Annotated in this window: 28 protein-coding genes; 9 read left to right on the top strand and 19 right to left on the bottom strand. The window is 65.0% G+C overall.

The annotated features are described in order from the left end of the window. Positions 1-254 precede the first annotated feature (254 nt). Entirely contained in the window at positions 255-1,364 is a 1,110-nt protein-coding gene (locus G4G31_RS08680) for an ATP-binding protein (protein ID WP_308622145.1), read from the top strand. Between the two features lie 156 nt (positions 1,365-1,520). Here the strand turns inward: G4G31_RS08680 and G4G31_RS08675 are convergent, their stop codons facing one another. Genes G4G31_RS08675 through G4G31_RS08650 form a run of 6 tightly spaced genes read right to left on the bottom strand, consistent with a single transcriptional unit; the run spans position 1,521 to position 6,665 of the window. Further along, on the bottom strand, positions 1,521-2,594 hold the full coding sequence (locus tag G4G31_RS08675) for an AI-2E family transporter (protein ID WP_182991080.1): 1,074 nt from the start codon (positions 2,592-2,594) through the stop codon (positions 1,521-1,523). Positions 2,595-2,647: 53 nt separating this feature from the next. After that, positions 2,648-3,244: an SCO family protein gene (locus G4G31_RS08670; RefSeq protein WP_182991079.1), complete on the bottom strand. Its 597-nt coding sequence runs from the start codon at positions 3,242-3,244 to the stop codon at positions 2,648-2,650. A 4-nt stretch (positions 3,245-3,248) separates the two neighbouring features. Then, positions 3,249-4,139, bottom strand: a complete 891-nt coding sequence (cyoE, locus tag G4G31_RS08665) for a heme o synthase (protein WP_182991078.1) — start codon at positions 4,137-4,139, stop codon at positions 3,249-3,251. Then, positions 4,136-5,284 (bottom strand): heme A synthase, encoded by a 1,149-nt coding sequence (locus tag G4G31_RS08660; protein WP_229425464.1) that lies wholly within the window; start codon positions 5,282-5,284, stop codon positions 4,136-4,138. The genes cyoE and G4G31_RS08660 overlap by 4 nt, the downstream gene beginning before the upstream one ends. A 3-nt stretch (positions 5,285-5,287) precedes the next feature. Beyond that, positions 5,288-5,908, bottom strand: coding sequence for a cytochrome C oxidase subunit I (locus G4G31_RS08655; protein ID WP_229425463.1), 621 nt, complete (start codon positions 5,906-5,908; stop codon positions 5,288-5,290). Then, positions 5,898-6,665 carry an SURF1 family protein gene (locus tag G4G31_RS08650; protein ID WP_182991077.1) on the bottom strand — a complete coding sequence of 256 codons (768 nt, stop codon included), beginning with the start codon at positions 6,663-6,665 and terminating at the stop codon, positions 5,898-5,900. Before G4G31_RS08650 ends, G4G31_RS08655 begins: the two co-directional genes overlap by 11 nt. A gap of 38 nt (positions 6,666-6,703) precedes the next feature. Between G4G31_RS08650 and G4G31_RS08645 the strand changes: the two genes are divergently transcribed. Then, complete coding sequence (locus G4G31_RS08645) at positions 6,704-6,904, top strand: twin transmembrane helix small protein (RefSeq protein ID WP_182991076.1); 201 nt, start codon at positions 6,704-6,706, stop codon at positions 6,902-6,904. A gap of 64 nt (positions 6,905-6,968) precedes the next feature. Here G4G31_RS08645 and G4G31_RS08640 read toward each other — a convergent pair whose 3' ends face one another. The 7 genes from G4G31_RS08640 to G4G31_RS08615 form a co-directional block, all read right to left on the bottom strand. Beyond that, on the bottom strand, positions 6,969-7,826 hold the full coding sequence (locus tag G4G31_RS08640; RefSeq protein ID WP_182991075.1) for a cytochrome c oxidase subunit 3: 858 nt from the start codon (positions 7,824-7,826) through the stop codon (positions 6,969-6,971). Positions 7,827-7,932: 106 nt separating this feature from the next. Next, a complete protein-coding gene (locus G4G31_RS08635) occupies positions 7,933-8,175 on the bottom strand; it encodes a DUF2970 domain-containing protein (protein ID WP_182991074.1) in 243 nt (80 codons plus the stop codon). Further along, positions 8,175-8,729: a cytochrome c oxidase assembly protein gene (locus G4G31_RS08630; protein ID WP_182991073.1), complete on the bottom strand. Its 555-nt coding sequence runs from the start codon at positions 8,727-8,729 to the stop codon at positions 8,175-8,177. The genes G4G31_RS08635 and G4G31_RS08630 overlap by 1 nt, the downstream gene beginning before the upstream one ends. 24 nt (positions 8,730-8,753) lie before the next feature. Then, positions 8,754-8,870, bottom strand: a complete 117-nt coding sequence (locus G4G31_RS24690) for a cytochrome oxidase small assembly protein (RefSeq protein WP_210283283.1) — start codon at positions 8,868-8,870, stop codon at positions 8,754-8,756. Further along, complete coding sequence (gene ctaD / locus G4G31_RS08625) at positions 8,870-10,489, bottom strand: cytochrome c oxidase subunit I (protein ID WP_182991072.1); 1,620 nt, start codon at positions 10,487-10,489, stop codon at positions 8,870-8,872. Before ctaD ends, G4G31_RS24690 begins: the two co-directional genes overlap by 1 nt. Before the next feature lie 20 nt (positions 10,490-10,509). Continuing rightward, entirely contained in the window at positions 10,510-11,697 is a 1,188-nt protein-coding gene (gene coxB / locus G4G31_RS08620) for a cytochrome c oxidase subunit II (protein WP_182991071.1), read from the bottom strand. A 411-nt stretch (positions 11,698-12,108) separates the two neighbouring features. Then, positions 12,109-13,011 carry a methyltransferase domain-containing protein gene (locus G4G31_RS08615; RefSeq protein ID WP_182991070.1) on the bottom strand — a complete coding sequence of 301 codons (903 nt, stop codon included), beginning with the start codon at positions 13,009-13,011 and terminating at the stop codon, positions 12,109-12,111. A gap of 158 nt (positions 13,012-13,169) precedes the next feature. Between G4G31_RS08615 and G4G31_RS08610 the strand changes: the two genes are divergently transcribed. After that, a complete protein-coding gene (locus tag G4G31_RS08610; protein ID WP_229425462.1) occupies positions 13,170-13,877 on the top strand; it encodes a ComF family protein in 708 nt (235 codons plus the stop codon). A gap of 72 nt (positions 13,878-13,949) precedes the next feature. Then, positions 13,950-14,420: a tRNA (uridine(34)/cytosine(34)/5-carboxymethylaminomethyluridine(34)-2'-O)-methyltransferase TrmL gene (trmL, locus tag G4G31_RS08605; RefSeq protein WP_182991068.1), complete on the top strand. Its 471-nt coding sequence runs from the start codon at positions 13,950-13,952 to the stop codon at positions 14,418-14,420. 516 nt (positions 14,421-14,936) lie between these two features. Here the strand turns inward: trmL and G4G31_RS08600 are convergent. From G4G31_RS08600 to G4G31_RS08575, 6 genes are all read right to left on the bottom strand, one after another. Further along, positions 14,937-15,476, bottom strand: a complete 540-nt coding sequence (locus G4G31_RS08600; protein ID WP_182991067.1) for an RNA polymerase sigma factor — start codon at positions 15,474-15,476, stop codon at positions 14,937-14,939. Then, positions 15,473-15,907 (bottom strand): DUF2892 domain-containing protein, encoded by a 435-nt coding sequence (locus tag G4G31_RS08595; protein WP_182991066.1) that lies wholly within the window; start codon positions 15,905-15,907, stop codon positions 15,473-15,475. Before G4G31_RS08595 ends, G4G31_RS08600 begins: the two co-directional genes overlap by 4 nt. 129 nt (positions 15,908-16,036) lie before the next feature. Then, positions 16,037-16,798 carry an alpha/beta hydrolase gene (locus tag G4G31_RS08590; protein WP_202033731.1) on the bottom strand — a complete coding sequence of 254 codons (762 nt, stop codon included), beginning with the start codon at positions 16,796-16,798 and terminating at the stop codon, positions 16,037-16,039. Between the two features lie 22 nt (positions 16,799-16,820). Next, on the bottom strand, positions 16,821-17,516 hold the full coding sequence (locus G4G31_RS08585) for a YjjG family noncanonical pyrimidine nucleotidase (protein WP_182991064.1): 696 nt from the start codon (positions 17,514-17,516) through the stop codon (positions 16,821-16,823). A gap of 12 nt (positions 17,517-17,528) precedes the next feature. Further along, a complete protein-coding gene (locus G4G31_RS08580) occupies positions 17,529-18,002 on the bottom strand; it encodes an adenylyltransferase/cytidyltransferase family protein (protein WP_182991063.1) in 474 nt (157 codons plus the stop codon). 20 nt (positions 18,003-18,022) lie between these two features. After that, positions 18,023-19,210, bottom strand: a complete 1,188-nt coding sequence (locus G4G31_RS08575; RefSeq protein ID WP_182991062.1) for a PilT/PilU family type 4a pilus ATPase — start codon at positions 19,208-19,210, stop codon at positions 18,023-18,025. Positions 19,211-19,383: 173 nt separating this feature from the next. Between G4G31_RS08575 and G4G31_RS08570 the strand changes: the two genes are divergently transcribed. From G4G31_RS08570 to G4G31_RS08550, 5 genes are all read left to right on the top strand, one after another. Beyond that, complete coding sequence (locus G4G31_RS08570) at positions 19,384-20,325, top strand: hydrogen peroxide-inducible genes activator (protein ID WP_182991061.1); 942 nt, start codon at positions 19,384-19,386, stop codon at positions 20,323-20,325. A 322-nt stretch (positions 20,326-20,647) separates the two neighbouring features. Continuing rightward, positions 20,648-21,502 carry a 4-hydroxybenzoate octaprenyltransferase gene (ubiA, locus tag G4G31_RS08565; RefSeq protein ID WP_182991060.1) on the top strand — a complete coding sequence of 285 codons (855 nt, stop codon included), beginning with the start codon at positions 20,648-20,650 and terminating at the stop codon, positions 21,500-21,502. A gap of 70 nt (positions 21,503-21,572) precedes the next feature. After that, complete coding sequence (locus G4G31_RS08560; RefSeq protein WP_182991059.1) at positions 21,573-21,890, top strand: YqjD family protein; 318 nt, start codon at positions 21,573-21,575, stop codon at positions 21,888-21,890. A gap of 13 nt (positions 21,891-21,903) precedes the next feature. After that, positions 21,904-22,281, top strand: a complete 378-nt coding sequence (locus G4G31_RS08555; RefSeq protein WP_182991058.1) for a phage holin family protein — start codon at positions 21,904-21,906, stop codon at positions 22,279-22,281. Beyond that, the gene (locus G4G31_RS08550) at positions 22,274-22,570 is read left to right on the top strand and encodes a YqjK family protein (protein WP_182991057.1); all 297 of its coding nucleotides are present in this window, start codon (positions 22,274-22,276) and stop codon (positions 22,568-22,570) included. The genes G4G31_RS08555 and G4G31_RS08550 overlap by 8 nt, the downstream gene beginning before the upstream one ends. The last annotated feature ends 14 nt before the right edge of the window (positions 22,571-22,584 follow it).

Genomic DNA, 22,584 nt, shown 5'->3' with positions numbered 1-22,584 from the left:
CCTGCAGATGCAGGGCTCGCTGGCCGAGCTCCAGATCGACATGCTCGACCGTGCCGGCGTACGGGTGCCGATGCTGGTCAACATCCAGCGCCGCCGCCGTGGCGACGGAGACGACGCGCGCGTCGTCGACGAGTGGGCGCTGTTCGTCGTCAAGGACCGCCGCTCCTACGAGCGCGAACTGCTGGCGGCGCGCCAGAGCGCCGAGCGCGCCCTGTCGGTCCAGCTGGAAGCCGAGCAGCAGCTGCGTGCACTGAATGCCGAACTGTCCGACGCCGACCGCCGCAAGGACGAATTCCGCCACGCTGTCGCACGAGCTGCGCAACCCGATGGCGCCGATGCGCAGCGCGCTCGAGGTACTCAAACTCGGCCGCAGCGACGGCCCGCCGCCGCAGCAGCTGCTGGCCGTGTTCGACCGCCAGCTGCACCACCTGACCCACCTGGTCGACGACCTGATGGATGTCTCGCGCATCACCCAGAACCGCACGGAATTGCGGCGCGCGCCGATCGCGCTCGCCGACGTGCTGCGCAGTGCCGCCCAGGATGCCGCGCCGATGATGAAGGCGGCGCACCACAGCCTGAGCGTCACCCTGCCCGCCGATGACGTCATCGTCGACGCCGACGTCACGCGCCTGACCCAGGTCGTGGTGAACCTGCTGACGAACGCCGCCAAGTACACGCCCGACGGCGGTGCCATCACGCTGCGCGCGTGGTGCGAAAACGGGCAGGCAGTGGTGGAGGTGAGCGACAACGGCATCGGCATCCCGCGCCACGCGCTCGACGCCGTGTTCGGCATGTTCTCCCAATTGAAACCCGCGCTCGACCGCTCCAAGGGCGGCCTGGGCATCGGCCTGGCGCTGGTGCGCGGCCTGCTGGCCCTGCACGGGGGCAGCGTCGAGGCGTACAGCGCCGGCGAAGGCCGCGGCAGCACCTTCACGGTACGCCTGCCGCTGGTGAGCACGCCGCAGGACTGCGCGGCACCGGCCGAGGACAGTGGCGCCCTTGCGCCCAGGCGCATCCCGGTGGTCGACGACAATGCCGACGCCGCCCAGACGCTGGCCATGTTCATGGAACTGCATGGCTGTACCGCGCGCGCGGTGCACAGCGCGCAGGACGCATTGATGGCGCTGGACGAATTCGCGCCCGAAGTGGCCCTGTTCGACATCGGTCTGCCCGACATGAACGGCTACGAACTGGCGCGCAAGGCGCGCGCCCTGCCGCGCGGCGCCGGCATGCTGCTCATCGCCGCCACCGGCTGGGGCCGGGAAGCGGACAAGCGCCTGGCCGTCGAGGCGGGTTTCGACCACCACCTGACCAAGCCGATCGATTTCGACAAGCTGCGCAGCCTGCTGGGACGAGGGGCCTGACCGCGCCGCGGCGCCCTGTCCGGCCCAGGCCTGGCCTCCAAAATACGCGGAACTGCGCAACGCCTTCGAATTCGTCGCCGCCCTCGTCTGGGGTAGTGCCGGGATCGGCTTTGCGGCGGGCTGCGTCCTGCCCGCGCGCGCGCGTGCCGGCAGCCGCTAGGGCGCCAGGTCGCCCTGCTGCTTGACGATCGGGTCGCGCGTGCCTGTCCATTCGCTCATCAGCGAGTAGCCCACCGCCAGCAGCACCGGCCCGATGAACATCCCGACCACGCCGAAGGCAATCACCCCGCCCAGTACCCCGAGCAGGGTCAGCAGGAACGGCAGGCTGGTGCCGCGGCTGATCAGCATGGGCCGCACGACGTTGTCGACGCCGCTGATCAATACCGTGCCCCAGATCACCATGAAGATGCCCCAGCCGGTGCTGCCTTGGGAGAACAGCCAGATCGCCGCACCGCCCCAGATGATGGGTGGCCCCACCGGAATGAGCGAACTGACGAATACCAGCACCGACAGCAGGGGCACCGCCGGCACGCCCGCCATGAAGAAGCCGATGGCCGCCACCAGGGCCTGGGCGAGCGCCGTGCCAAGCAGGCCGTACATGACGCCGCGGGTGGTCTGGCTGACGATGTCGGTGACCGATTGCGCGCCCTCGCCCATCACCTTCGCCATCGTCACCGAGACCACGGCGGTCAAGGCCTGGCCGTCGCGGTAGAGGAAGAAGCTCACGAAAGCGGCCAGGCTCATCTGCACGACGCCGGTGCCCAGCATCAGGCCGCCGGCCATCAGGTAATGCCGCGCCGGCTCGACCATGCGCTGGGCCAGCGCCAGCATCTGCTCGCGGCTGGCGACCAATTGGCGCAGGTAGTTGTCGACCGTCTCACCGAGAAACGGCAGGTCGCGGATCCAGCTCGGTGGCAGCAGTTCGCCGTGCTCCAGCGCATACCGGATCTGGCCGAAGGTGGTGGCGACGTCGTCGGCCAGGTTGTAGGCGACGGTGGCCAGCGGGATGATGACGAGCAGCGTCAGCGAGAGCGTCATCGTCAGCGCGGCCAGCGTGCGCCGCCCCTGCATCGCGTGCAGCAGGCGCAGGTAGAGGGGCCAGGACGAGATGACGACAGCGGCGGCGAACAGGATGGCCGGCAGGAAGGGCTTGAGGACGTAGAGGCAGCCCAGCGTGAGCAGGACGACGGTGGCGATGCGGGTGTAGTTCCTGCCGGAGCGTGGTTCCATGCCGTCGGAGATGATGAGGTAGTCTTACCTCATCATAGCATCACAACAAACCATCACAACAGCTGGCGCAGGTCGTGGACGATGGGTGCCGGACCCTGGCCATGGCGCAGGAACAGGCGGATGCGGCCGTCGCGGTCGAACACGTAGCTGCCAGCCGTGTGGTCGACCGTATAGCTGCCCGGCGCCGATCCTGGCACCTTCGCGAAGAAGACCTTGAATTCCCTGGCGGTGGCCGCCGTCTGCTCCGGTGTACCGCGCAGGCCGAGGAAGCGCTTGTCGAATGCCGGTACGTAGGATGCCAGCAGCGCCTGGGTGTCGCGTTCGGGGTCGAGCGTGACGAACAGCACCTGCACGTCGTTTGCCGCCGGGCCGAGTTCCTTCATCACGGCGGCCATTTCCGCCATCGTGGTCGGGCACACGTCGGGGCACTGGGTGTAACCGAAGAACAGCACCACCACCTTGCCCTTGAAGTCGGCCAGGGTACGCGGCTTGCCGTTCTGGTCGGTCAGCGAAAAGCCCTTGGCATAGTCCAGGCCCGTCAGGTCGGTGTTCCGGAAGACAGGCGGGGTCGAGGCCAGCTTGTCGCAGCCGGACAGCATGGGCAGGCACAGCATGGCCGCCAGCGCGAGCGCGGAAAACGGTGTTTTCATGTTGTCAGAACCTGAAGTAGTGGTCGACCAGCAGCGCCGCGAACAGCAGCGACAGGTAGAGGATGGAGTACGCAAACGCCTTGCGTGCGACCTGGTCGGTGTAGTGCTTGTGTACCCGCCAGGCGTGGCGCAGGAACACGGCATTGAGCAGGACCGCCGCCACCAGGTAGATCAGGCCGCTCATGCGCACGGCGTAGGGCAGCAGCGTCGTGGCAACGAGGGCCAGCGAATACAGCCACACCTGCTGGCCGGTATAGGCCATGCCGTGGGTGACCGGCAGCATCGGCAGGCCGGAGCGCGCGTAGTCCTCGCGCCGGTACATCGCCAGCGCCCAGAAATGCGGCGGCGTCCACACGAAAATGATCAGCACCAGCAGCCAGGCTTCCATCGGCACCGCATCCGCGACCGCCGCCCAGCCGAGCGCCGGCGGCATCGCGCCTGACAGGCCGCCGATGACGATGTTCTGCGGCGTGGCGGGCTTGAGGTAGATGGTGTAGACGACGGCGTAGCCGACAAAGGTGACGAAGGTCAGCCACATGGTCAGCGGGTTGACGAAGGCATACAGCACCCACATGCCGAGGCCGCCGATGATGCTTGAAAACACGAGCGTCTGGTTGCGCGTCAGTTCGCCCCTGGCGGTGGCGCGGCGCGCGGTGCGGGCCATGCGCGCGTCGATCTCGGCCTCGATCAGGCAGTTGACGGCGAAGGCGGCACCGGCCAGCAGCCAGATGCCGGCCGTGCCGGCAATCAGCGGGCGCCAGCCGGGGAAGCCATCGGTGGCCAGGAACATGCCGATGACGGCACAAAACACCGCGAGCTGGGTCACGCGGGGCTTGGTCAGCGTCCAGTATTGGGAGATGCGGCTGGTCGGCGGGAAGGCGGTCTGGGTGGTCATCGATACGAGTTCGCAGCCGCGGCGCTCTTCACGCCAGCGTACCGCGACGCTTCGAGTAAGTACTTGACCTTGTAGTTTAACATGGTCACCAGGAGGACGAGGAGCGCGGCCCCGGCGTTATGCAAAACTGCAATGGCAAGCGGGAAGGCGAAGAACACCGTCGCGACGCCCGTGAACAGCTGGACCAGCAGCACGAGCGCGATCAGGCGGGCGGTGCGGCGCAGTTGCGGCTCGCGCCAGGCGCGCCAGGCGGCCAGCCCCAGCACCACGGTCACGACCAGCGCGAAGTTGCGGTGCACCCAGTGAATGGCCACCGGGGCCGAAAACTGCAGGTAGTGGCCGGCGGCGGTCTTGCCCAGTTCGCGCCAGAGCGTGAAGCCGTGCTCGAAGTCCATATCCGGCACCAGCTTGCCGTCGCAGAAAGGGAATTCGTCGCAGGCCAGGGTGGCGTAGTTGGTGCTCACCCAGCCGCCGAGGGCGATCTGCACCAGCAGCACGGCGGCGGCGAACAGGGTCAGCCAACGCAGGCGATGCAAGGCGGCCAGGTTCCGGCTCGGTGCCGGCGGCGCCATCAAGGCGTTTTCGCGCTCGCCCAGCCAGGCCAGCATGGCCAGCAGCGTCATGCCCAGCAGCAGGTGGATGGTGACGATGACAGGCTGCAGCTTCAGGGTCACGGTCCAGGCACCGAAGGCGCCCTGCACGCAGACCAGCAGGAACAGCGCCACCGGCAGGCCGGGGGCAAAAGCACGCCGGTGCGTCTTGATCCATTGATGGATCGATCCGCACATCAGGACCATGATCAGGAAGCCGATGCCCATGGCCAGGTAGCGGTGGATCATCTCGATCCAGGCTTTCGCTTTCGTCACCGGCCCGGTCGGCATCAGCGCTTCGGCGGCCGCGATCTGTTCGTGGGCGATGAAGGGGTTGGCGGCGCCATAGCAGCCCGGCCAGTCGGGGCAGCCGAGCCCGGAGTCGGTCAGGCGCGTAAAAGCGCCGAAGACGATCAGGTCGAACGTGAGGAATACCATCACCCAGACCAGCTTGCGGTACTTGTTCGCGTCCGACGACAGCAAGACAATACACAGCGGAACACCCGCCACGGCCAGCGCCGTGAGCGCCATCGCATACAGGGAAGAGGCGTCCATCGCCTAGCCGATCGCCGAGGCCCGCAGCAGCTTCGCCAGGTCCTTGTGGACGCGCCGCGGCTCGGGGTGTTTCGGGAAGCGCATCATGAGGTTGCTGCGCGGGTCGACCAGGAAAATGTGGTCTTCCAGCTTGCCGCCCGCCTCCACCGGCAGCCAGTTGCCCAGGGCCGCGCGGGGGACGCGCAGCAGGTGCATGCCGTCATATTTGCGGATCAGCGTGTTGTCGAGCTGCGCGTCGTCGGTGATCAGCCAGACGCGCTCGACCCGCTCCATGTTCTTGCCCTGCATGGTCCGCAGCTGGCGCATCGCGAACAGCTGGGCCTCGCACTCCTGGTCGCAGGCGGCGCCGCCCACCTTCACCATCAGCCACTTGCCGGCATAGTGCTCGAGCGTCTTGGGCCGGCCGTCGAGGGTGGTGCTGGGCAGCTTCGGCATCGGGTGGCTGCGCTGGTCGATCAGGGTGCCGTAGTTGGTACGGCCGCTCGGCTTGATGACGTAATAGGCGAAGTAGGACGCGATGATGGGCGACGCGCATACCAGCAGCACGGCGAACAATTTCCAGCGTCCCGTTCGCTTTGCCTGGGCGCCCATCTGCCCTGCCCCGCTCTGCTTTTCAAGCGACATGTGTTCTTCCACTACGAAATCCCGTGATCACAAAAAATAAGGCTGCCATGGCCGCCAGCGCGTACCACTGGAAGGCATAGCCGCGGTGCTTGTCGACGCCGCTGGCGGGCAGCGGCCAGTCGCGCACCAGCGTCTCGCCCGGCTGGTCAGGTCCGGTCTGCTGCACGAAGAAGGGCAGCAGCGCCAGGCCGCTGGCACGCGCCACCTCGTCGACGGCCAGGTTCTGCACGCGTGCCCCCGGCGCCAGCTTGCCCGGCGTACCAAGCTGCATGACGTGGCCGGCACTGCCGACGACCACGCCTTCGATCTCCACCGTGCCGGAAGGCGTGGCAAAGGAAGGCAGGCGCGCGATGTCGGCAGGGTCGCGCGGCAGCCAGCCGCGCAGCACCAGCACATGGGTATCCGAACCCGCTATTCTAAATGGCATCGCCAGGTAAAAACCGGCGCGGCCATTGTAGGGGCGGTTCTCCAGGAAGACGGGCCAGGCGGCGACGAATTCGCCTTGTACCCGCGCCCGTCGATATTCGAGCTGCCTGACGTTCGTAGGGTGGAGTCCCGACTCCACGCGGTCCGCCGCTTGAACCGCCGCGGCGTCGAGGACGACCGGCGCCGCCGCGGACCGCTCGGCAACCCGCGCCGCAATGGCCAGCTTCTCCTCCGCACGCCGGGTTTGCCAGTTGCCCAGCGCAATACCGAGCACCACCAATAACACCGTCACCACGAAAGGGATGAGCCTAAAACGGAAAGCCAAACGCATTACAATGAAACCCTTCTCTCGATCCCGCCAGGCCGTCCATGAAAATCTTCGTTGCCATCGCCTTTATCCTGATCATCGCCAGCCTGGCCTCGGCCCTGTTCTTCCTGATGCGCGACAAGGGGCGCAGCAACCGCACCGTGCAGGCGCTGGCGATACGCGTCGGCCTGTCGATCACCCTGTTCCTGATCCTGCTCTTCTCGTACAAGATGGGCTGGATCCAGCCGACCGGCATCCGCTGAGCGGGGCAGATATGACAAGGGACAGCCGGCTGGCTGTCCCTTCGCCAAGCGAGCTTGCGGCAGCTTACAACCAGTACACCACCACGTACAGCCCAAGCCACACCACGTCGACGAAGTGCCAGTACCAGGCGGCGCCTTCGAAGCCGAAGTGGTTATCGGCCGTGAAATGCCCGCGCAGTACGCGGTACAGGATCACCGACAGCATGATCGCGCCCAGGGTCACGTGGAAGCCGTGGAAGCCGGTCAGCATGAAGAAGGTCGAGCCGTAGATGCCCGAGGTCAGCTTCAGGTTCAGTTCCGAATAGGCGTGCATGTATTCGTAGGCCTGGAAGCCCATGAAGATGGCGCCGAGCAGGATGGTGGCGAACAGGAACACGGCGGTATTGCGGCGGTGGCCGGCGCGCAGCGCGTGGTGGGCGATGGTCAGGGTCACGCCCGAGGTCAGCAGCAACAGGGTGTTGATGGTCGGGATCGGGAACGGGCCCATGGTATTGAAGCTCTCGACCACGCCGGCAGGACCGGTATTGCCCCAGTTGGCGGCGAAGTCGGGCCACAGGACCTTGTGGTCGAGGTCGGCCAGCCAGGGCATGGTGATCGAGCGGGCATAGAACAGCGCGCCGAAGAAGGCGGCGAAGAACATCACTTCCGAGAAGATGAACCAGCTCATCGACCAGCGGTAGGACGAATCGATGCGGTGGCTGTACTGGCCCGATTCCGACTCGCCGATGGCGTCGCCGAACCAGTAATACAGCACCACCAGCATGGCAGCGATGCCGGCGAGGCAGACCGCCGGGCCCCACGCGGCACTGTTGACCCAGCCGGAAGCGCCGACCATGGTGACCAGCATCGAGATGCCGCCGGCCATCGGCCACATGGAAGGGCCGGGCACGAAATAGTGCGGCGCGGTTTTTGACACACTCATCTTCATCTCCTAGATCAATCTTCTAATGCGTTGAATTTGTGGCTGCTGCAAAAAACCCTTGAATCTGACTCTGTTACTGCGCTGTTACTGCGCTGTTACTGCGCTGTTACTGCGATACCGCGAAGCGCACCAGCATCAGCAGCACGCCGATGAAGATCGCCACCCCGAGCAGCGCCGCGACGATCACGTGCAGCGGGTTCAGGTTGGCCGCGTCGTGCTCGTAGTCGCGGCGCTTGCGCACCCCGAAGAAGGACCAGAACACGGCTTTCATCGAGGCCGCGAACGAGGCCTGCCTCTTTCCCGGCGCATCGCCCTTCCGGCCGCCCTGCCCCGGCTCCTGCCCTTCCATCAGTTCGCCGCCACCGCGCCGGCGATCTCGAAGAAGGTGTACGACAGGGTGATGTTCTTCACCTCCCTGGGCAGCTTCGGATCGATGAAGAATACCACCGGCATCTGGCGCGCCTCGTTCGGCTTCATGAGCTGCTCGCGGAAGCAGAAGCACTCGACCTTCTTGAAGTGCGGCGTCGCCGACTGCGGCGCGTAGCTCGGAATCGCCTGGGCTTTCACGCTGCGCGCCTGGGTGTTCACGACTTCGTAGACCACGGTCGCCAGTTCGCCCGGATGCACCTGGATGCTGCGCTGGGTCGGGCGGAAGCGCCACGGCCCCTGGGCGTTGCCGTCGAGCTCCACCGTGATCGTGCGCGTCTTGTCGACTTGCGTGTTCGCCGGGCGCTCCACGGTGCCGTCCTGCTGGGTCAGCACGTTGATGCCGAGCTCCTCGCAGATCTGGCGGTAGACCGGCACCAGCGCATAGCCGAAGCCAAACATCCCCAGCGCCACCACCACCAGCTTGACCAGGGTGGAGCGGTTCAGGCGCAGGCGCTGGCTCGGGGTGTAACTCATGGTGCGTGGCTCATGCTGCGTGGCTCATGCGATCAGGCGCTGGACGATCACCGCCGCGAAGAAGAAGGCGGCGATCGCGGCCAGCACCAGCGCCGTGCGCCGATTGCTCTTGCGTTGCACGGACTTGCGCGAATCGTTCATTACTTCACCAGCGGCGGGTTCTCGAAGGTGTGGAACGGCGCCGGGCTCGGCACGGTCCACTCCAGGCCTTCCGCGCCTTCCCACGGCTTGGCCGAAGCCTTCTCGCCGCCGCGGATGGTCGGCAGCACGACGAAGAACAGGAAGTACACCTGCGACAGGCCGAAACCGAAGGCGCCGATCGTGGCGATCATGTTGAAGTCGGTGAACTGGGTCGAGTAGTCGGCGTAACGGCGCGGCATGCCCGACAGCCCGAGGAAGTGCATCGGGAAGAAGGTGACGTTGAACGTGATCAGCGAAGCCCAGAAGTGGATCTTGCCGCGCAGTTCAGGGTACATGTGGCCGGTCCACTTCGGACCCCAGTAGTAGAAGCCCGCGAACAGCGCGAACAGCGAGCCCGCCACCAGCACGTAGTGGAAGTGCGCCACCACGTAATAGGTGTCGTGGACGATGATGTCGATCGGGGTCACGGCCAGGATCAGGCCGGTGAAGCCGCCCATCGTGAACACGAAGATGAAGCCGACCGCGAACAGCATCGGGGTCTCGAAGGTCATCGAGCCCTTCCACATCGTGGCAACCCAGTTGAACACCTTCACGCCGGTCGGCACCGCGATCAGCATGGTCGCATACATGAAGAACAGCTGCGAGGTGACCGGCATGCCGGTGGTGAACATGTGGTGGGCCCAGACGATGAACGACAGCACGGCAATCGAGGCGGTCGCATAGACCATCGAGGCGTAGCCGAACAGCGGCTTGCGGGCAAAGGCCGGGATGATCTGCGAGACGATGCCGAAGGCCGGCAGGATCATGATGTAGACCTCGGGGTGGCCGAAGAACCAGAAGATGTGCTGGTACATGACCGGGTCGCCGCCGCCGGCGGCATTGAAGAACGAGGTGCCGAAGTGGCGGTCGGTCAGGGTCATGGTGATCGCACCAGCCAGGACCGGCATCACGGCGATCAGCAGGAAGGCGGTGATCAGCCAGGTCCAGCAGAACATCGGCATCTTCATCAGGGTCATGCCGGGTGCGCGCATGTTCAGGATGGTGACGATGATGTTAATCGAGCCCATGATCGACGAGGCGCCCATGATGTGCATCGCGAAGATCGCCATGTCCATGCCCGGGCCCATCTGGGTCGACAGCGGCGCGTACAGGGTCCAGCCGGCGGCGGTGGCGCCGCCCGGCGAGAAGAAGGACCCGGCCAGCAGCAGCGCCGCCGGCGGCAGCAGCCAGAACGAGAAGTTGTTCATGCGCGCGAAGGCCATGTCGGACGCGCCCACCTGCAGCGGGATCATCCAGTTGGCGAAGCCCACAAAAGCCGGCATGATCGCGCCGAACACCATCACCAGGCCGTGCATGGTGGTGAGCTGGTTGAAGAACTCGGGACGGAAGAACTGCAGGCCAGGCTGGAACAGCTCGCTGCGGATCATCAGCGCCAGCACACCGCCCGAGAGCAGCATGATGAACGAGAACCACAGGTACAGGGTACCGATGTCCTTGTGGTTGGTGGCGAACAGCCAGCGGCGGGCGCCGGTCGGCATGTGGTGGTCGTGATCGTGGTCATGCGCGTGATCATGGCCGTGATGGTCGTCGTGTGGGTGGTCGATAATGCTGGTAGTCATGTCAGTATCCCGGGTACTTGTTACTTGCTACGCGCAGCCATGATCTCGGCCGGTTGAACGATGTTTTCCGCGGCCTTGTTCGACCAGGTGTTGCGGGTATAGGTGATCACGGCGGCGATCTCGGTGTCCGACAGTTGCTTCCAGGCCGGCATGGCCGTGCCGTAGCGCGGGGTGTCCTGGCCATTGAGCAGCACGGCGATCTGGTGGCCCTTCTCGCCGTTCACGACTTCCGAACCGTCCAGCGGCGCGAAGGCATTCGGCACGCCCTTGCCGTTGGCCTGGTGGCAGGCCACGCAATTGGCGGCGTACACCTGCTCGCCCCTGGTTTTCAGTTCGTCGATGGTCCAGACCTTGTTCGGATCGTCCGCCAGCGCAGCCATTTCCTTCTTCTTGGTGTTGACCCAGGCAGTATAGTCCTCGCTTGATACGACACGCACGACGATCGGCATGAAGGCGTGGTCCTTGCCGCACAGCTCGACGCAGTTGCCGCGGTAGACGCCGATCTTGTCGGCCTTGAACCAGCCATCGCGCACGAAACCGGGAATCGCATCCTGCTTCATGCCGAAGGCGGGAATGGTCCAGGCGTGGATGACGTCGTTGGCGGTGAGCACCATGCGCACCTTCTTGCCGACCGGGACGACCACTTCGTTGTCGACTTCGATCAGGTAGTTTTCGCCGCGCGCTTCGGTGGCGGGGGTGCCGGGCGCGCCGATCTGGGTACGCGGGGTGGCCAGGTTCGACAGGAAGCTGATGCCTTCTCCTTCGCCCTTGAGGTAGTCGTAGCCCCATTTCCACTGCATGCCGGTGGCCTTGATGGTCAAATCGGCGTTGGAGGTGTCCTTCAGTGCGATGACGGTCTTGGTGGCAGGCAGGGCCATGCCGATGACGATCAGGAAAGGAACGACGGTCCAGGCGATTTCGACGGCGGTCGATTCGTGGAAGGTGGCCGGTTTGTGGCCGAGGGATTTGCGGTGCTTGAACACCGAATAGAACATGACGCCGAAGACGCCGATGAAGATGACCAGGCAAACCAGCATCATCCAGTTATGCAGGTTATAGATGTCTGCGCCGACCGCAGTCACCTGAGGCTGCATGTTCAACTGGTGTTCTACCGGCCGTCCCGTGATCTCCGGGGCTGCCAGCGCCGGGATGCTGGTCGCTACCGCGAGACCGAGCACCATGGCGTGAAGTCGCTTTGCATATGTCATGTTGTCCCCAACCACCCAAAATAAGAATATTTTTAAACGGTCAGCAATTCCATGAACGAACCGCCGCCGCTCCGAAACCAAGTGCAAGTTCCAAGTCCCGGCGGCGCGGCGTGGACGTGCATAGTACGAAACCTTGCAACGTCCACCAGCAACTGCAAACACACTGGCGGGCGCGAAACTTGCTGATGCTGCTTTTCAATTTTCTAAATGCCGCCCTGTTTTGCCCGCTTTTTCAGCGTTTCTGGCTCATAGGGCGAAAAAATAGTCATTGATTATACTCAAATGGCTAATTTTTATTCAAGGAAAATCCTTGTTCTGGGCAACTGTTGTGGTGCGTGCGGGAACAGGATGCCCACGGCACGCGCTCGTTCCCACACGGCGACGATCGGCACCGGGCGGGGGCCAGCCGGTCTACGGCTTACGTGGCTGGAAGCGCACGATCGATTCGCCCGACGCCGTGCTCTTCGGCACCGGCCGGAAGGCGTGGCCGTAGATGACTTCGAAGCTCAGGTCAATCTTGCCGTCGGCGCCGCGCCCGGCCTCGAGCGCGTCGCGCATGCGGCCCCATGCGGCGCGGCCGACCAGCCCGCGCCGGCGCGTCGCCAGCGGATTGCCGCCGACCGCGCGCACGTCGGCCAGCAGCGCGTCCACCGTGCCGTAGGTGACGGTGATGCGCTCGGCGTCCATGACCGGCGTCGAGAAGCCCGCTTCGATCAGCTGGTCGCCGAAATCGTGCATGTCGACAAAAGGCAGCGTGTGAGGGGTTTCGTCCATTTCAGCAAAGGCGGCGCGCAGCTCCTTGAAGGTATCGGGTCCGAAATTGGAGAACATCAGCAAGCCGTCCACGCGCAGGGTGCGGCGCCACTCGGAGAAGACGCGGTCGGGTTGCGGATGCCAGTGCAGTGCCAGGTTCGACCAGACCAGGTCGAGCGAGTTCGGCCCGAATGGCAGGGCACCGAAGTCGCCGCAAACCAGGTCGACGCCGGCCTTGGCGGGCATCAAGCGGCTGAGCATCTGGTTCAGCGAACGCATGCCCGAGCCTGCCTGCGGTGCGGCCGCCCGCGCCGCCGCCAGCATGGCGGGCGACGCATCCAGGCCGACGATATGGGCAGCCGGGTAACGCTTTTGCAGGAGTTCCAGGTCGGGCCCGGCGCCGCAACCGGCATCGAGCACGCGCTGGGGCACGATTTTCACCAGGCTCAGGCGCTCGTGCATGCGTTCGGCAATCTCGCGGCGCAGGAAGTCGCCTGGCGCCACGCGCCCAGGTTCCGCGAACAGCGCACGCACGCGCGACGCGTCAATCGGCGCACTCATTTTGGAGGGAGACTGGGGAGAAGCCATGGTCTTGAAGCTTTGAAATGAGATAATGGCGGGAGTGTACATGTTTGTGGGGAGTCGAGCCGATGGCCGGGCAAGCAGGTCTGTGGAGGGGCCGCTGGCCGCACAATGCCTGGTCTGGCCTGGGGAAAACCTTGTTGTCCTCGCTGCTGCCCTGCTCCTGCGCGCTGTGCGGCGAGCGCGCCGACGAGGTCGTCTGCACGCCCTGCACCGCACGCTATGCCACGCGGGGGAGCCGCGTCCCCGGCGCGCTGCGCGTGCTGCGCCAACCCGCTCGGCACGGCAGACGACGGGGGCAGTGTGGCGCCTGCCTGGCGGACCCGCCGGCTTTCGATGCCACCCTCGCCGCCTGCGACTACGAAGCGCCGCTCGACGGCCTGGTGCTGGCGCTGAAGTTCGGCGCGCGCCTGCCGCTCGCACCCTGGTTCGGCCAGCGCTTGTCCGGGGCTGTGCTGGCCCGGCCCGGCTGGCCCCTGCCAGACGTGCTGTGCCCGGTACCCCCGGGGCCCGGCCGCCTGGTCGAACGCGGCTACAACCAGGCGCTCGAGATCGCCCGGCCGCTGGCACGCGGGCTCGGCATCGCGCTGGCACCGCGCCTGCTCACGCGGGTCGTCGAGACGGCGGCGCAGTCCGGCGTCGCGCCGCGCGAACGGGCACGCAACATCCGGGGCGCGTTCGCCGTCACGCCCGGGATGGCGCACCTGGTATCCGGCCGCCACATCGGCGTTGTCGACGACGTCATGACCAGCGGCCACACGCTGAACGAAGTAGCGGCCACCTTGAAGGCCGCCGGCGCGGCGCGCGTGTCGAACCTGGTGTTCGCGCGCACGCCGCCGCATTGATGCCGCCGCATTGATGCCACCGCATCGATGTCACCGCATCGATGCGCCATCTTGTCAACGAAGGAGAATTGCTTGTTTCACGTCGTCCTGGTCGAACCAGAAATTCCGCCCAACACGGGCAACGTCATCCGCCTGTGCGCCAATACCGGCGTGCAGCTGCACCTGATCGAACCGCTCGGTTTTCCGCTCGATGATGCCAAGATGCGGCGCGCGGGCCTCGATTACCACGACTACGCGACGATGAAGGTGCACAAGCACTGGGATGCTTTTCTGGCGGACGCCCAACCCGACCCGGCACGCATGTTCGCGCTCACGACCCATGGCTCATCGCCCTTCGCGGACGCGGCCTTCCGGCCGGGCGACGTCTTCGTGTTCGGTGCCGAATCGCGCGGCCTCGACCCCGCCCTGCGCGAAAGCTTCCCGCCCGCCCAGCGCATCCGCCTGCCGATGATGCCGGACAACCGCAGCCTGAACCTGTCCAATACGGTGGCGGTGGTGGTGTATGAGGCGTGGCGCCAGAACGGGTATGCGGGCGGGGCCTGAAAGCACGAGTCCGATGGCAATCCCACCGCTACTTCGCGCCCCTTCCCCCGTCCTGCTGCTCGTTGGTCTGGCTGCTTATCTCGCAAGCTTGTCGCTTCCTGCTTTTACCTGCGGGCAAGGTGAGGCCTCCTGGGGTATCAGGTCCTGATAATGGGCGGGCTAGTCCTTGATCCGCGCTGGTTCGCCAATCTCGGCGTCCTGTTGATCATCGAAGGTGCTTGGGCCCGTCGGTCCCTGACCAAATTGCATACAGTCATCGCTCGGGTAGCGATCGTGCTTGCCTTGCTGTGCCTGGTGCTCCCTGCTGGTGGATGTGGGAGTGGAGACAGCTTTGCTCTGTCTCGCGGACTTGCCATCGGCGGATACTTGTGGGTAGCAGGGACAATCCTCATCTGCGTGCATCGACACTATCGCAGGCAATAAACTCCGGTTCCAGCAGGCAGCCGACATGCGGAAGATCTCACTACTGGAAGACGCTCCTGGGCTGAGGATATTGCTTTAAAACCGGTCGTCCCCTCATTGGCGCACAGCCGTATAGCCGCTCGCTAGCAGGCGCTCGCGCATCATGGCGCGGGCGCGGTGCAAGCGGCTTTTGACGGCAGGCACGGAAATCCGCAGCGTCTCGGCGACTTCCGGCGCCGTCAATTCATCGACATCACGCAAGATCAGCACCTCGCGGTACGCCGGCGGCAGGGCCGCCATCGCACAGGCGAGGTCGCGCCGGAGGGCATCGTTTGAAACCGGTTGCTCCAGGGAGTTGCACATCGATTCGGTGAGCTCCTCGGTCTTTCCTCGAATACGCAGCAAGCGGTAGCACTCGCGCTCGATGATGTTGAACATCCATCCGGCCAGGGCGGCAATGACCCGAATGGCGCCAATATTGCGCTGCAAGTTCCATAAGGCTACCTGTACCGCGTCGTCCGCGTCTTCGCTGGTGGCGCAGGAGCGCCGCGCGAAGCGGCGCAAATCCGGCTGGGACAGCGCCAACAGCTTCTCGATCGCCGCGGCGTCTCCGCTACAGGCTGCTTCGACAAGGGGTAGGTCGAACTGGATCATGTGCGCTTGTTTCCGATCGTTTGCACCAGGCCGATCAGCCAGCACATGGGACAACCGCGCAGCAGCAGCACGGCTCCCAGGATGAGTGGCACTACGTGCAAAGGCTGGCTCGAACCTGGATGGATGGCAAGCGCGATCAGCGCCAGCGCGCCTCCTCCCCGCAATAGGTGCATCCCGACCGACGTGCTGCAAAACATGGCTCCCTCCTTAATAGATGTGAACAGGGGATCGACCTGCAGTGTGCGTCCGGCCATGGCACACATCGGGCAAAAACCGATGAAGCCGGTGCATGCGGCGATCACGCCGGCACCGATGGCGGACCATGTCATCCAGCCGTGCTGGGCGAAAAGCAGCCCGAAGCAGATCAGGCAGAAGCCAATGGCAACACGGATGGCACGCTCGATACCGGGGAGGTTCTTCTGGAAAAACATTGTCGACTCCTTTTGTAGGTCAGAAAAAGTGCTTCTGCTCCTAAGTGGCGGACGACAAGCAAAAGGATTCAACCAATGCGAAAAAAAAGCTGCGCTGGCGGAAAATGTCGGTGCAATGGAACGCGGGCTCTATTTCGCCCACTTCAACGACTCAACATACGCGCTGGCATCCGAGATCGTGTTATGCCCGCTTCCTTCGATGACCGTCATGCTCGCCACGCCGGGGGCGAACCGCGTCAGCAGACGCCGCGTGCTGGCGGCGGGAATGATCTCGTCGTGGTCGGCCGCCAGCAGCAGGGTAGGCGCGGTCACGCGCGGCGCATGGCGCCAGGATTCGTATTTATCCTGCAGCAGCGAGCGCACCGGAAACCAGGAAAACCGGTCCGCGGCGAGCCCCTGCAGGCTGTCGTAGGGCGTGACCAGCACCAGCCTGGACAAGGGCCGCGCCGCCGCGACCTGTACGGCAATGCCGCTGCCCAGGCTGCGGCCGATCACGACGACATCGCCATGCTGGGCATGGACGCGGTCGAACAGCGCCAGCGCGTCCGCCACCAGCGCTTTCTCGGTCGGCTTGCCGGTGCTGCCCGCATAGCCGCGGTAATGCATCAGGTAAAGGGCGCGGTCGGGAAAGACGCTGTCCAGCTGAGGCAGGCTCATCGTCACATCTTCGGCGTTGCCGCCAAAATAAATGAGGGCCCTGGTTCCCTGCAGCGGCCGCTCCGACACCCTGACCCGCGCGCCGGTCACCTCCAGCGTGGACGTCTTCGGCGCCGGCACCGCCGCGCCCTGCGGCGGGAAGTAAATCAGGGAACGCTGGAACGCGAACAGGGCCACGCAGGCCAGGGCATAAAGAACGCCGAGCAGCAGCAGGAAATGGAAGATTCGTTGCATGGGCGCTCTTCTCATGGGTGGTTCAGGCGAGGCTGCGTAGCGCCGGCACGACCTCGTCCAGATGCGCCACGACGCAGCTTGGCACGGCCTGCGTGTCGTTAAGCTGGCCGCCCGGATTGAACCAGCAGCTGGCGATCCCGAAGCGGTTGGCGCCGAGGATGTCGGCGTCCAGGCGGTCGCCGACGATCACCGTTTCAGGCGGCGAAAAGTGGCGCGCCATGCCCACTGTGTAGTCGAAGAAACGGCTGTCCGGCTTGGCATGGCCGCAGGCCTCCGAAGTGGCGACGAAGGACACGTGCGCGTGCAGGCTGGACGCGGCCACCCGCTGGTGCTGGATGTGCTCGATGCCGTTGGTGATGATGCCCACTTCGCCGATGGCCGCCAGGCTCGCGCACAGTTCGGCCGCGCCCTCGATCAGGACCACCGTGTTCGCCAGCGCATCGAGGTATAGCGCGCTCGCGGCCTCGGGGTCGAGATCGAGCCTGCTGTCGGTGAAGGTACGGCGAAAGCGTTCCACCTTCAGGAAATCCTTGGAGACCGTGCCCGCCTCGAAGGCCTTCCACAGCGCGATGTTGATGGCCTGGTAGCGCGCGAACAATTCCGCCGGAACGGCATCCAGGCCAAGTCCAGCCATCGTCCGTTCGAACGACAGCCGCTCCGACGCCTTGAAGTCGAGCAGCGTGTCGTCGAGGTCGAACAGGAACAGGCGGTGTCGCATCAAGCGGCCCCGTCAGCCGCGAATGCGCGCCACCAGCTTCGTCGTCGAGCGGTCGTGCTCGAAATCGATCGCTACCGCCCGCCCGCCATAGGCCAGCACCGCCTGCCCTTCGGGAATGGCCGTCATGTCGTAATCGCCGCCCTTGGCATAGATCTCCGGACGCGCTTCGAGCACGGTTTCCAGGGCCGTGTCCTCGTCGAATTCGACCACGAGGCTCACCGATTCCAGCGCGGCCAGCACCGCCATGCGATCGTGCAGGGTGTTCAGGGGCCGGTCGTCGCCCTTGCCCAGGCGTTTTACGGAGGCGTCGGTATTGGCGGCGACGACCAGCGAGGCACCCAGTTCGCGCGCCTGCGCCAGGTAAGTGACGTGGCCGCGGTGCAGGATGTCGAAGACGCCGTTGGTCAGGACGACGGGTTTCGGCAGTGCGGCAACGCGCGCCTCGAGCTCGGCGCGCGAGCAGATCTTGTTCTCGAAATGGGGCATAAGGTTCGGCTTGGGACCGGTCAGGTCGGATTGGCAGGGTCTTGTGGTTCTTCTTCGAGCATCATCGACAGGCCCGGGCCTTTTGCACTCGTGCCCGTATCGGCCTCGCGGCGGTCGCCGGAGAGCTTGATCTGCAGGCGCAGGCCGTTGGCCGAGTCGGCGTTGCGGATCGCCTCGTCATACGTGATGTCGCCCTTGTTGTAGAGCTCGTACAGCGCCTGGTCGAAGGTGCACATGCCCAGTTCGCGCGACTTCTGCATGATTTCCTTGATGCTATGGAAATTCCCCTTCAGGATCATCTCGCTGATGGTCGGGGTGTTGAGCAGGATTTCGATGGCAGCCTTGCGGCCAAGGCCGTCCGCGGTGCGCACCAGGCGCTGCGAGACGATCGCGCGCAGGTTCGCCGACAGGTCCATCAGCAACTGGTTGCGCCGCTCTTCCGGGAAGAAGTTGATGATGCGGTCCATTGTCTGGTTGGCATTGTTCGCGTGCAGCGTGCCGAGGCACAGGTGGCCGGTTTCGGCAAAGGCAATCGCGTGCTCCATCGTCTCGGTGTCGCGGATCTCGCCGATCAGGATCACGTCCGGCGCCTGGCGCAGCGTGTTCTTCAGCGCGTTGTGCCAGGAATGGGTGTCGACGCCGACTTCGCGGTGCGTCACCAGGCAGTTCTTGTTCTTGTGCACGTACTCGACAGGGTCTTCCACCGTGATGATGTGGCCGGCCGAGTTGCTGTTGCGGTAGTCGATCATCGCCGCCAGCGTGGTCGACTTGCCGGACCCCGTGCCGCCGACGACCAGCACCAGGCCGCGCTTGGTCATGACGACGTCCTTCAATACCTCGGGCAGCTCGAGCTTCTCGAAGTTCGGAATTTCCGAGGCGATCGTGCGCACCACCATGCCGACGCTCTGCTGCTGCACGAATACATTCACGCGAAAACGGCAGACGTTCGGCAGCGAGATCGCGAAATTGCACTCCATTTCGGCTTCGAACTCGGCGCGCTGGCGTTCGTTCATCAGCGACAGCGCAAGCGCACGCGTGACTTCGCCCGTCAGGCGCTGCTGGCTCATCGGTTTCATCGCGCCCTGGTGCTTCATGCTGGGCGGAAAGTCGGCAGAGATGAAGAGGTCGGAGCCGCCCTGCTGGTGCATGACGGTGAGCAGTTTATGGATATAGGCCTGGGCATCGGCCGGACCGAAGGGGGTAGACATGCTTACCTTTCTGAACGTCTTTCTGTACTGCGTGTACAACGTCGGGCAATATTCGCCCGCCCGGCAATTATATCGACTAAGATTCCCCGTGAAGTTTCTCGTTAAAATACACTTTCCAAAACGACCACGCCGGCGCGCTGCAGCTTCCTTGCGGCAATGATCGGCCACATGCCATGACACTGACCGAGCTGAAGTACATCGTTGCCGTCGCGCGCGCCAAACATTTCGGCCATGCCGCCGAATCCTGTTTCGTGGCGCAACCCACCCTGTCAGTTGCCATCAAGAAGCTCGAGGACGAGCTCGGCGTGACGCTGTTCGAGCGCGGCGGGTCGGAGGTGTCGGTGACGCCGGTCGGCGCCCAGATCGTGGCCCAGGCCGAGCGCGTGCTCGAGCAGACGGCCGCCATCAAGGAACTGGCCAAGCAGAACAAGGACCCGCTGGCCGGTCCCCTGCGCCTGGGCGTGATCTACACCATCGGCCCCTATCTGCTGCCGCCTTTGGTAAAGAACCTGATCGACAACGTGCCGCAGATGCCGCTCGTCCTGCAGGAAAACTTCACGGTCAAGTTGCTGGAACTGCTGCGCCAGGGCGAGCTCGACGCGGCCATCATGGCCCTTCCCCTTCCCGACCACGGCATGCTGATGCAGACGCTCTACGACGAGCCCTTCGTGGTGGCCACGCCGCGTACCCACCCCTGGGCGCGACGCCGCGACATCCCGGCCGACGACCTGAAGGCGGAAACCATGTTGCTGCTGGGCAGTGGTCACTGCTTCCGGGACCAGGTCCTGGAGGTTTGCCCGGAAATGGCGCGCTTTTCCTCGCCGGGCAACGGCATGCAGCGCACCTTCGAGGGATCGTCGCTGGAGACGATCCGCCACATGGTCGCCAGCGGCATCGGCCTGACCGTCCTGCCGCGCGCCTCGGTACGCGACATGGACGACCCGAACGGCATGCTTTCCTTCGTGCCATTCGCGGCGCCGGCGCCTTCGCGCCGCGTCGTCATCGTCTGGCGCAAGAGTTTTACCCGGCGCGCAGCGATCGAAGCCGTATGCAATGCGGTGGCGCAGTGCGATTTGCCAGGGGTGGATATGCTGGCCCTGGAAAAGGCGGCCTGACCGGCGTCGCTACCGCCGGGAATTATCCGGATGGTATCGGAGTGCGTAGGGTGGGCACTCCGTGCCCACGCGGTATAGCGCGGTGGCGTGTCGAGACTGTGCGACGTACGCGACCGCTGCGCCTTCGCTTCGCATTCGCGGTCGCGTTTCGACATGCGGCTGTTCCATACGGCGTGGGCACTCCGTGCCCACCCTACGAACCCGCCGCTCTGCATGCCTCCCTATTTCCGCACCGGCATCGCATGTCATCCGGTCGTTTCCCCAAACGCAGTAAAATCGCTGTCTTGTACACAATATTCTTGCGCGACAAGAAAGCGAAACAATGAACAAGCTGGCGCTCTATTTCCGGCTGGTCCGTGCTGACAAGCCGATCGGCATCCTCCTCCTGCTCTGGCCCACCCTGTGGGCGCTGTGGATGGCGTCGAACGGCAAGCCCGATCCGATGATCCTGGTGATCTTCGTGCTCGGCACCGCCCTGATGCGCTCGGCGGGCTGCGCCATCAACGACTACGCCGACCGCGATTTCGACAAGCACGTCAAGCGCACGGTCGACCGGCCGCTCACCAGCGGGCGCATCCGCGGCTGGGAGGCGGTGATGGTCGCCGTCGTGCTCGCCATCGTTTCCTTCCTGCTGATCCTGCCACTTAATACGCTGACCAGGCAGCTGTCGGTGGTGGCGGTGATCGTCGCCGGCAGCTATCCCTACTTCAAGCGCTTCTTCGCCATCCCCCAGGCCTACCTCGGCATCGCCTTCGGCTTCGGCATCCCGATGGCCTTTGCCGCCGTGCAGGGGCAGGTTCCCGCCGTGGCCTGGTGGCTGCTGGTGGCGAACGTGTTCTGGGCCGTGGCCTACGACACGGAATACGCGATGGTCGACCGCGACGACGACCTGAAGATCGGCATCCGCACCTCGGCGATTACCTTTGGGCGTTTCGACGTCGCCGCCGTCATGCTGTGCTACGGCATCGCGCTGGCGATCGACCTCCTGTGCGGCTGGATACTGGGCCTGCGCTGGTGGTTCGTCGCCGGCGTAATCGTGGCAGCCGGCATGGCGCTCTACCACTACACCCTGATCCGCGACCGCGACCGGATGCGCTGCTTCGCCGCCTTCCGCCACAACAATTGGTTGGGTGCGGCACTATTTCTTGGTGTCGCGTTAGACTATGCATTAGGATAATATTGTCCGAATAGCAAAGCGTCGCTGCCCACGAGGCAGCGCTTGAACTCCCACCACAAAGAGGTCCACCATGATGGAAAAAATCCCGACCCAGACCGGCGCCCGCGACCAGCTGCTGGCCGACCTGAAAACCGTGATCCAGGACGCCGAAGCCTGGCTGCGCCACGGCGGCTCGCTGACCGGCGAACAGTTCGACGCGGCCAAGGCCAAGTTCGAAGGTGCCATCGCCAGCGCCAAGGAAGGCCTGGCGAACCTGGAAGTCGTCGAAAAGTCCAAGGCCGCGGCCAAGGCGACGGACGTCTACGTCAAGGAAAATCCGTGGAAAGCGGTCGGCATCGGCGCGGCAGTCGGCGTCGTGCTGGGCATGCTGATCAACCGCCAGCGTTGATGCATTGCAGTTCATGCTGATGCGCGAGACGGTCGGCCGGATCGGCACGACGCTGGTCGCCATGGCGCGCACGCGCCTCGAGCTGGCGGCCGTCGAGGTGCAGGAAGAAGCGGGGCGGATGCTGGGCTACCTGGCCTGGACGCTGCTGGCCGCCTTCCTCGGCGCCGGCGCCCTGCTGCTCATGGCGCTGTTCGTCATCGTCCTGTTCTGGGACACGCACCGTTTGCTGGCAACTGGCGGCATGGCGGGTCTGTTCGCCCTCGCCGCCCTCCTCATCCTGCTCAAGGTACGTGCCGGCTTCGCCGCGCGTGGACCGATGCTGGCCGCCACCCGCGCGGAACTGGGCAAGGACCTTGCCTTCATCAAGGGAACGGGAGCGGCCCATGAATAGCGAGACGACACCGCTGGCCGTGCGCCGCGCCCACCTGGTGGCGCAATGCGCCGCGCAGCGTGGCGACATCGCCGATGCCTTGAATGTGCTCAAGCTGCCGGCCGAGCGTGCCGCGCATGCGGGCGGTTTCCTGTTCGAGCACCGCAAGTCGGTGCTGGTCGGTGCCGGCGTGGCGCTGGGTCTGCTGATCGCGCGGCCGAAGCGCGCGTTGGCCCGGCGGCGGCGGGGGTGTCGGCGTGGAAGATGGTGCAGGGAGCGCTGCCGACCGTGCAGCGGGTGCTGCCGATGATCCGGGCGCGGATC

The sequence above is a fragment of the Massilia sp. Se16.2.3 genome (assembly GCF_014171595.1).
GTDB lineage: Bacteria > Pseudomonadota > Gammaproteobacteria > Burkholderiales > Burkholderiaceae_D > Telluria.
The sequence above is the reverse complement of the archived record's forward strand: the minus strand, read 5'-3'. Positions and strand labels throughout refer to the sequence as shown.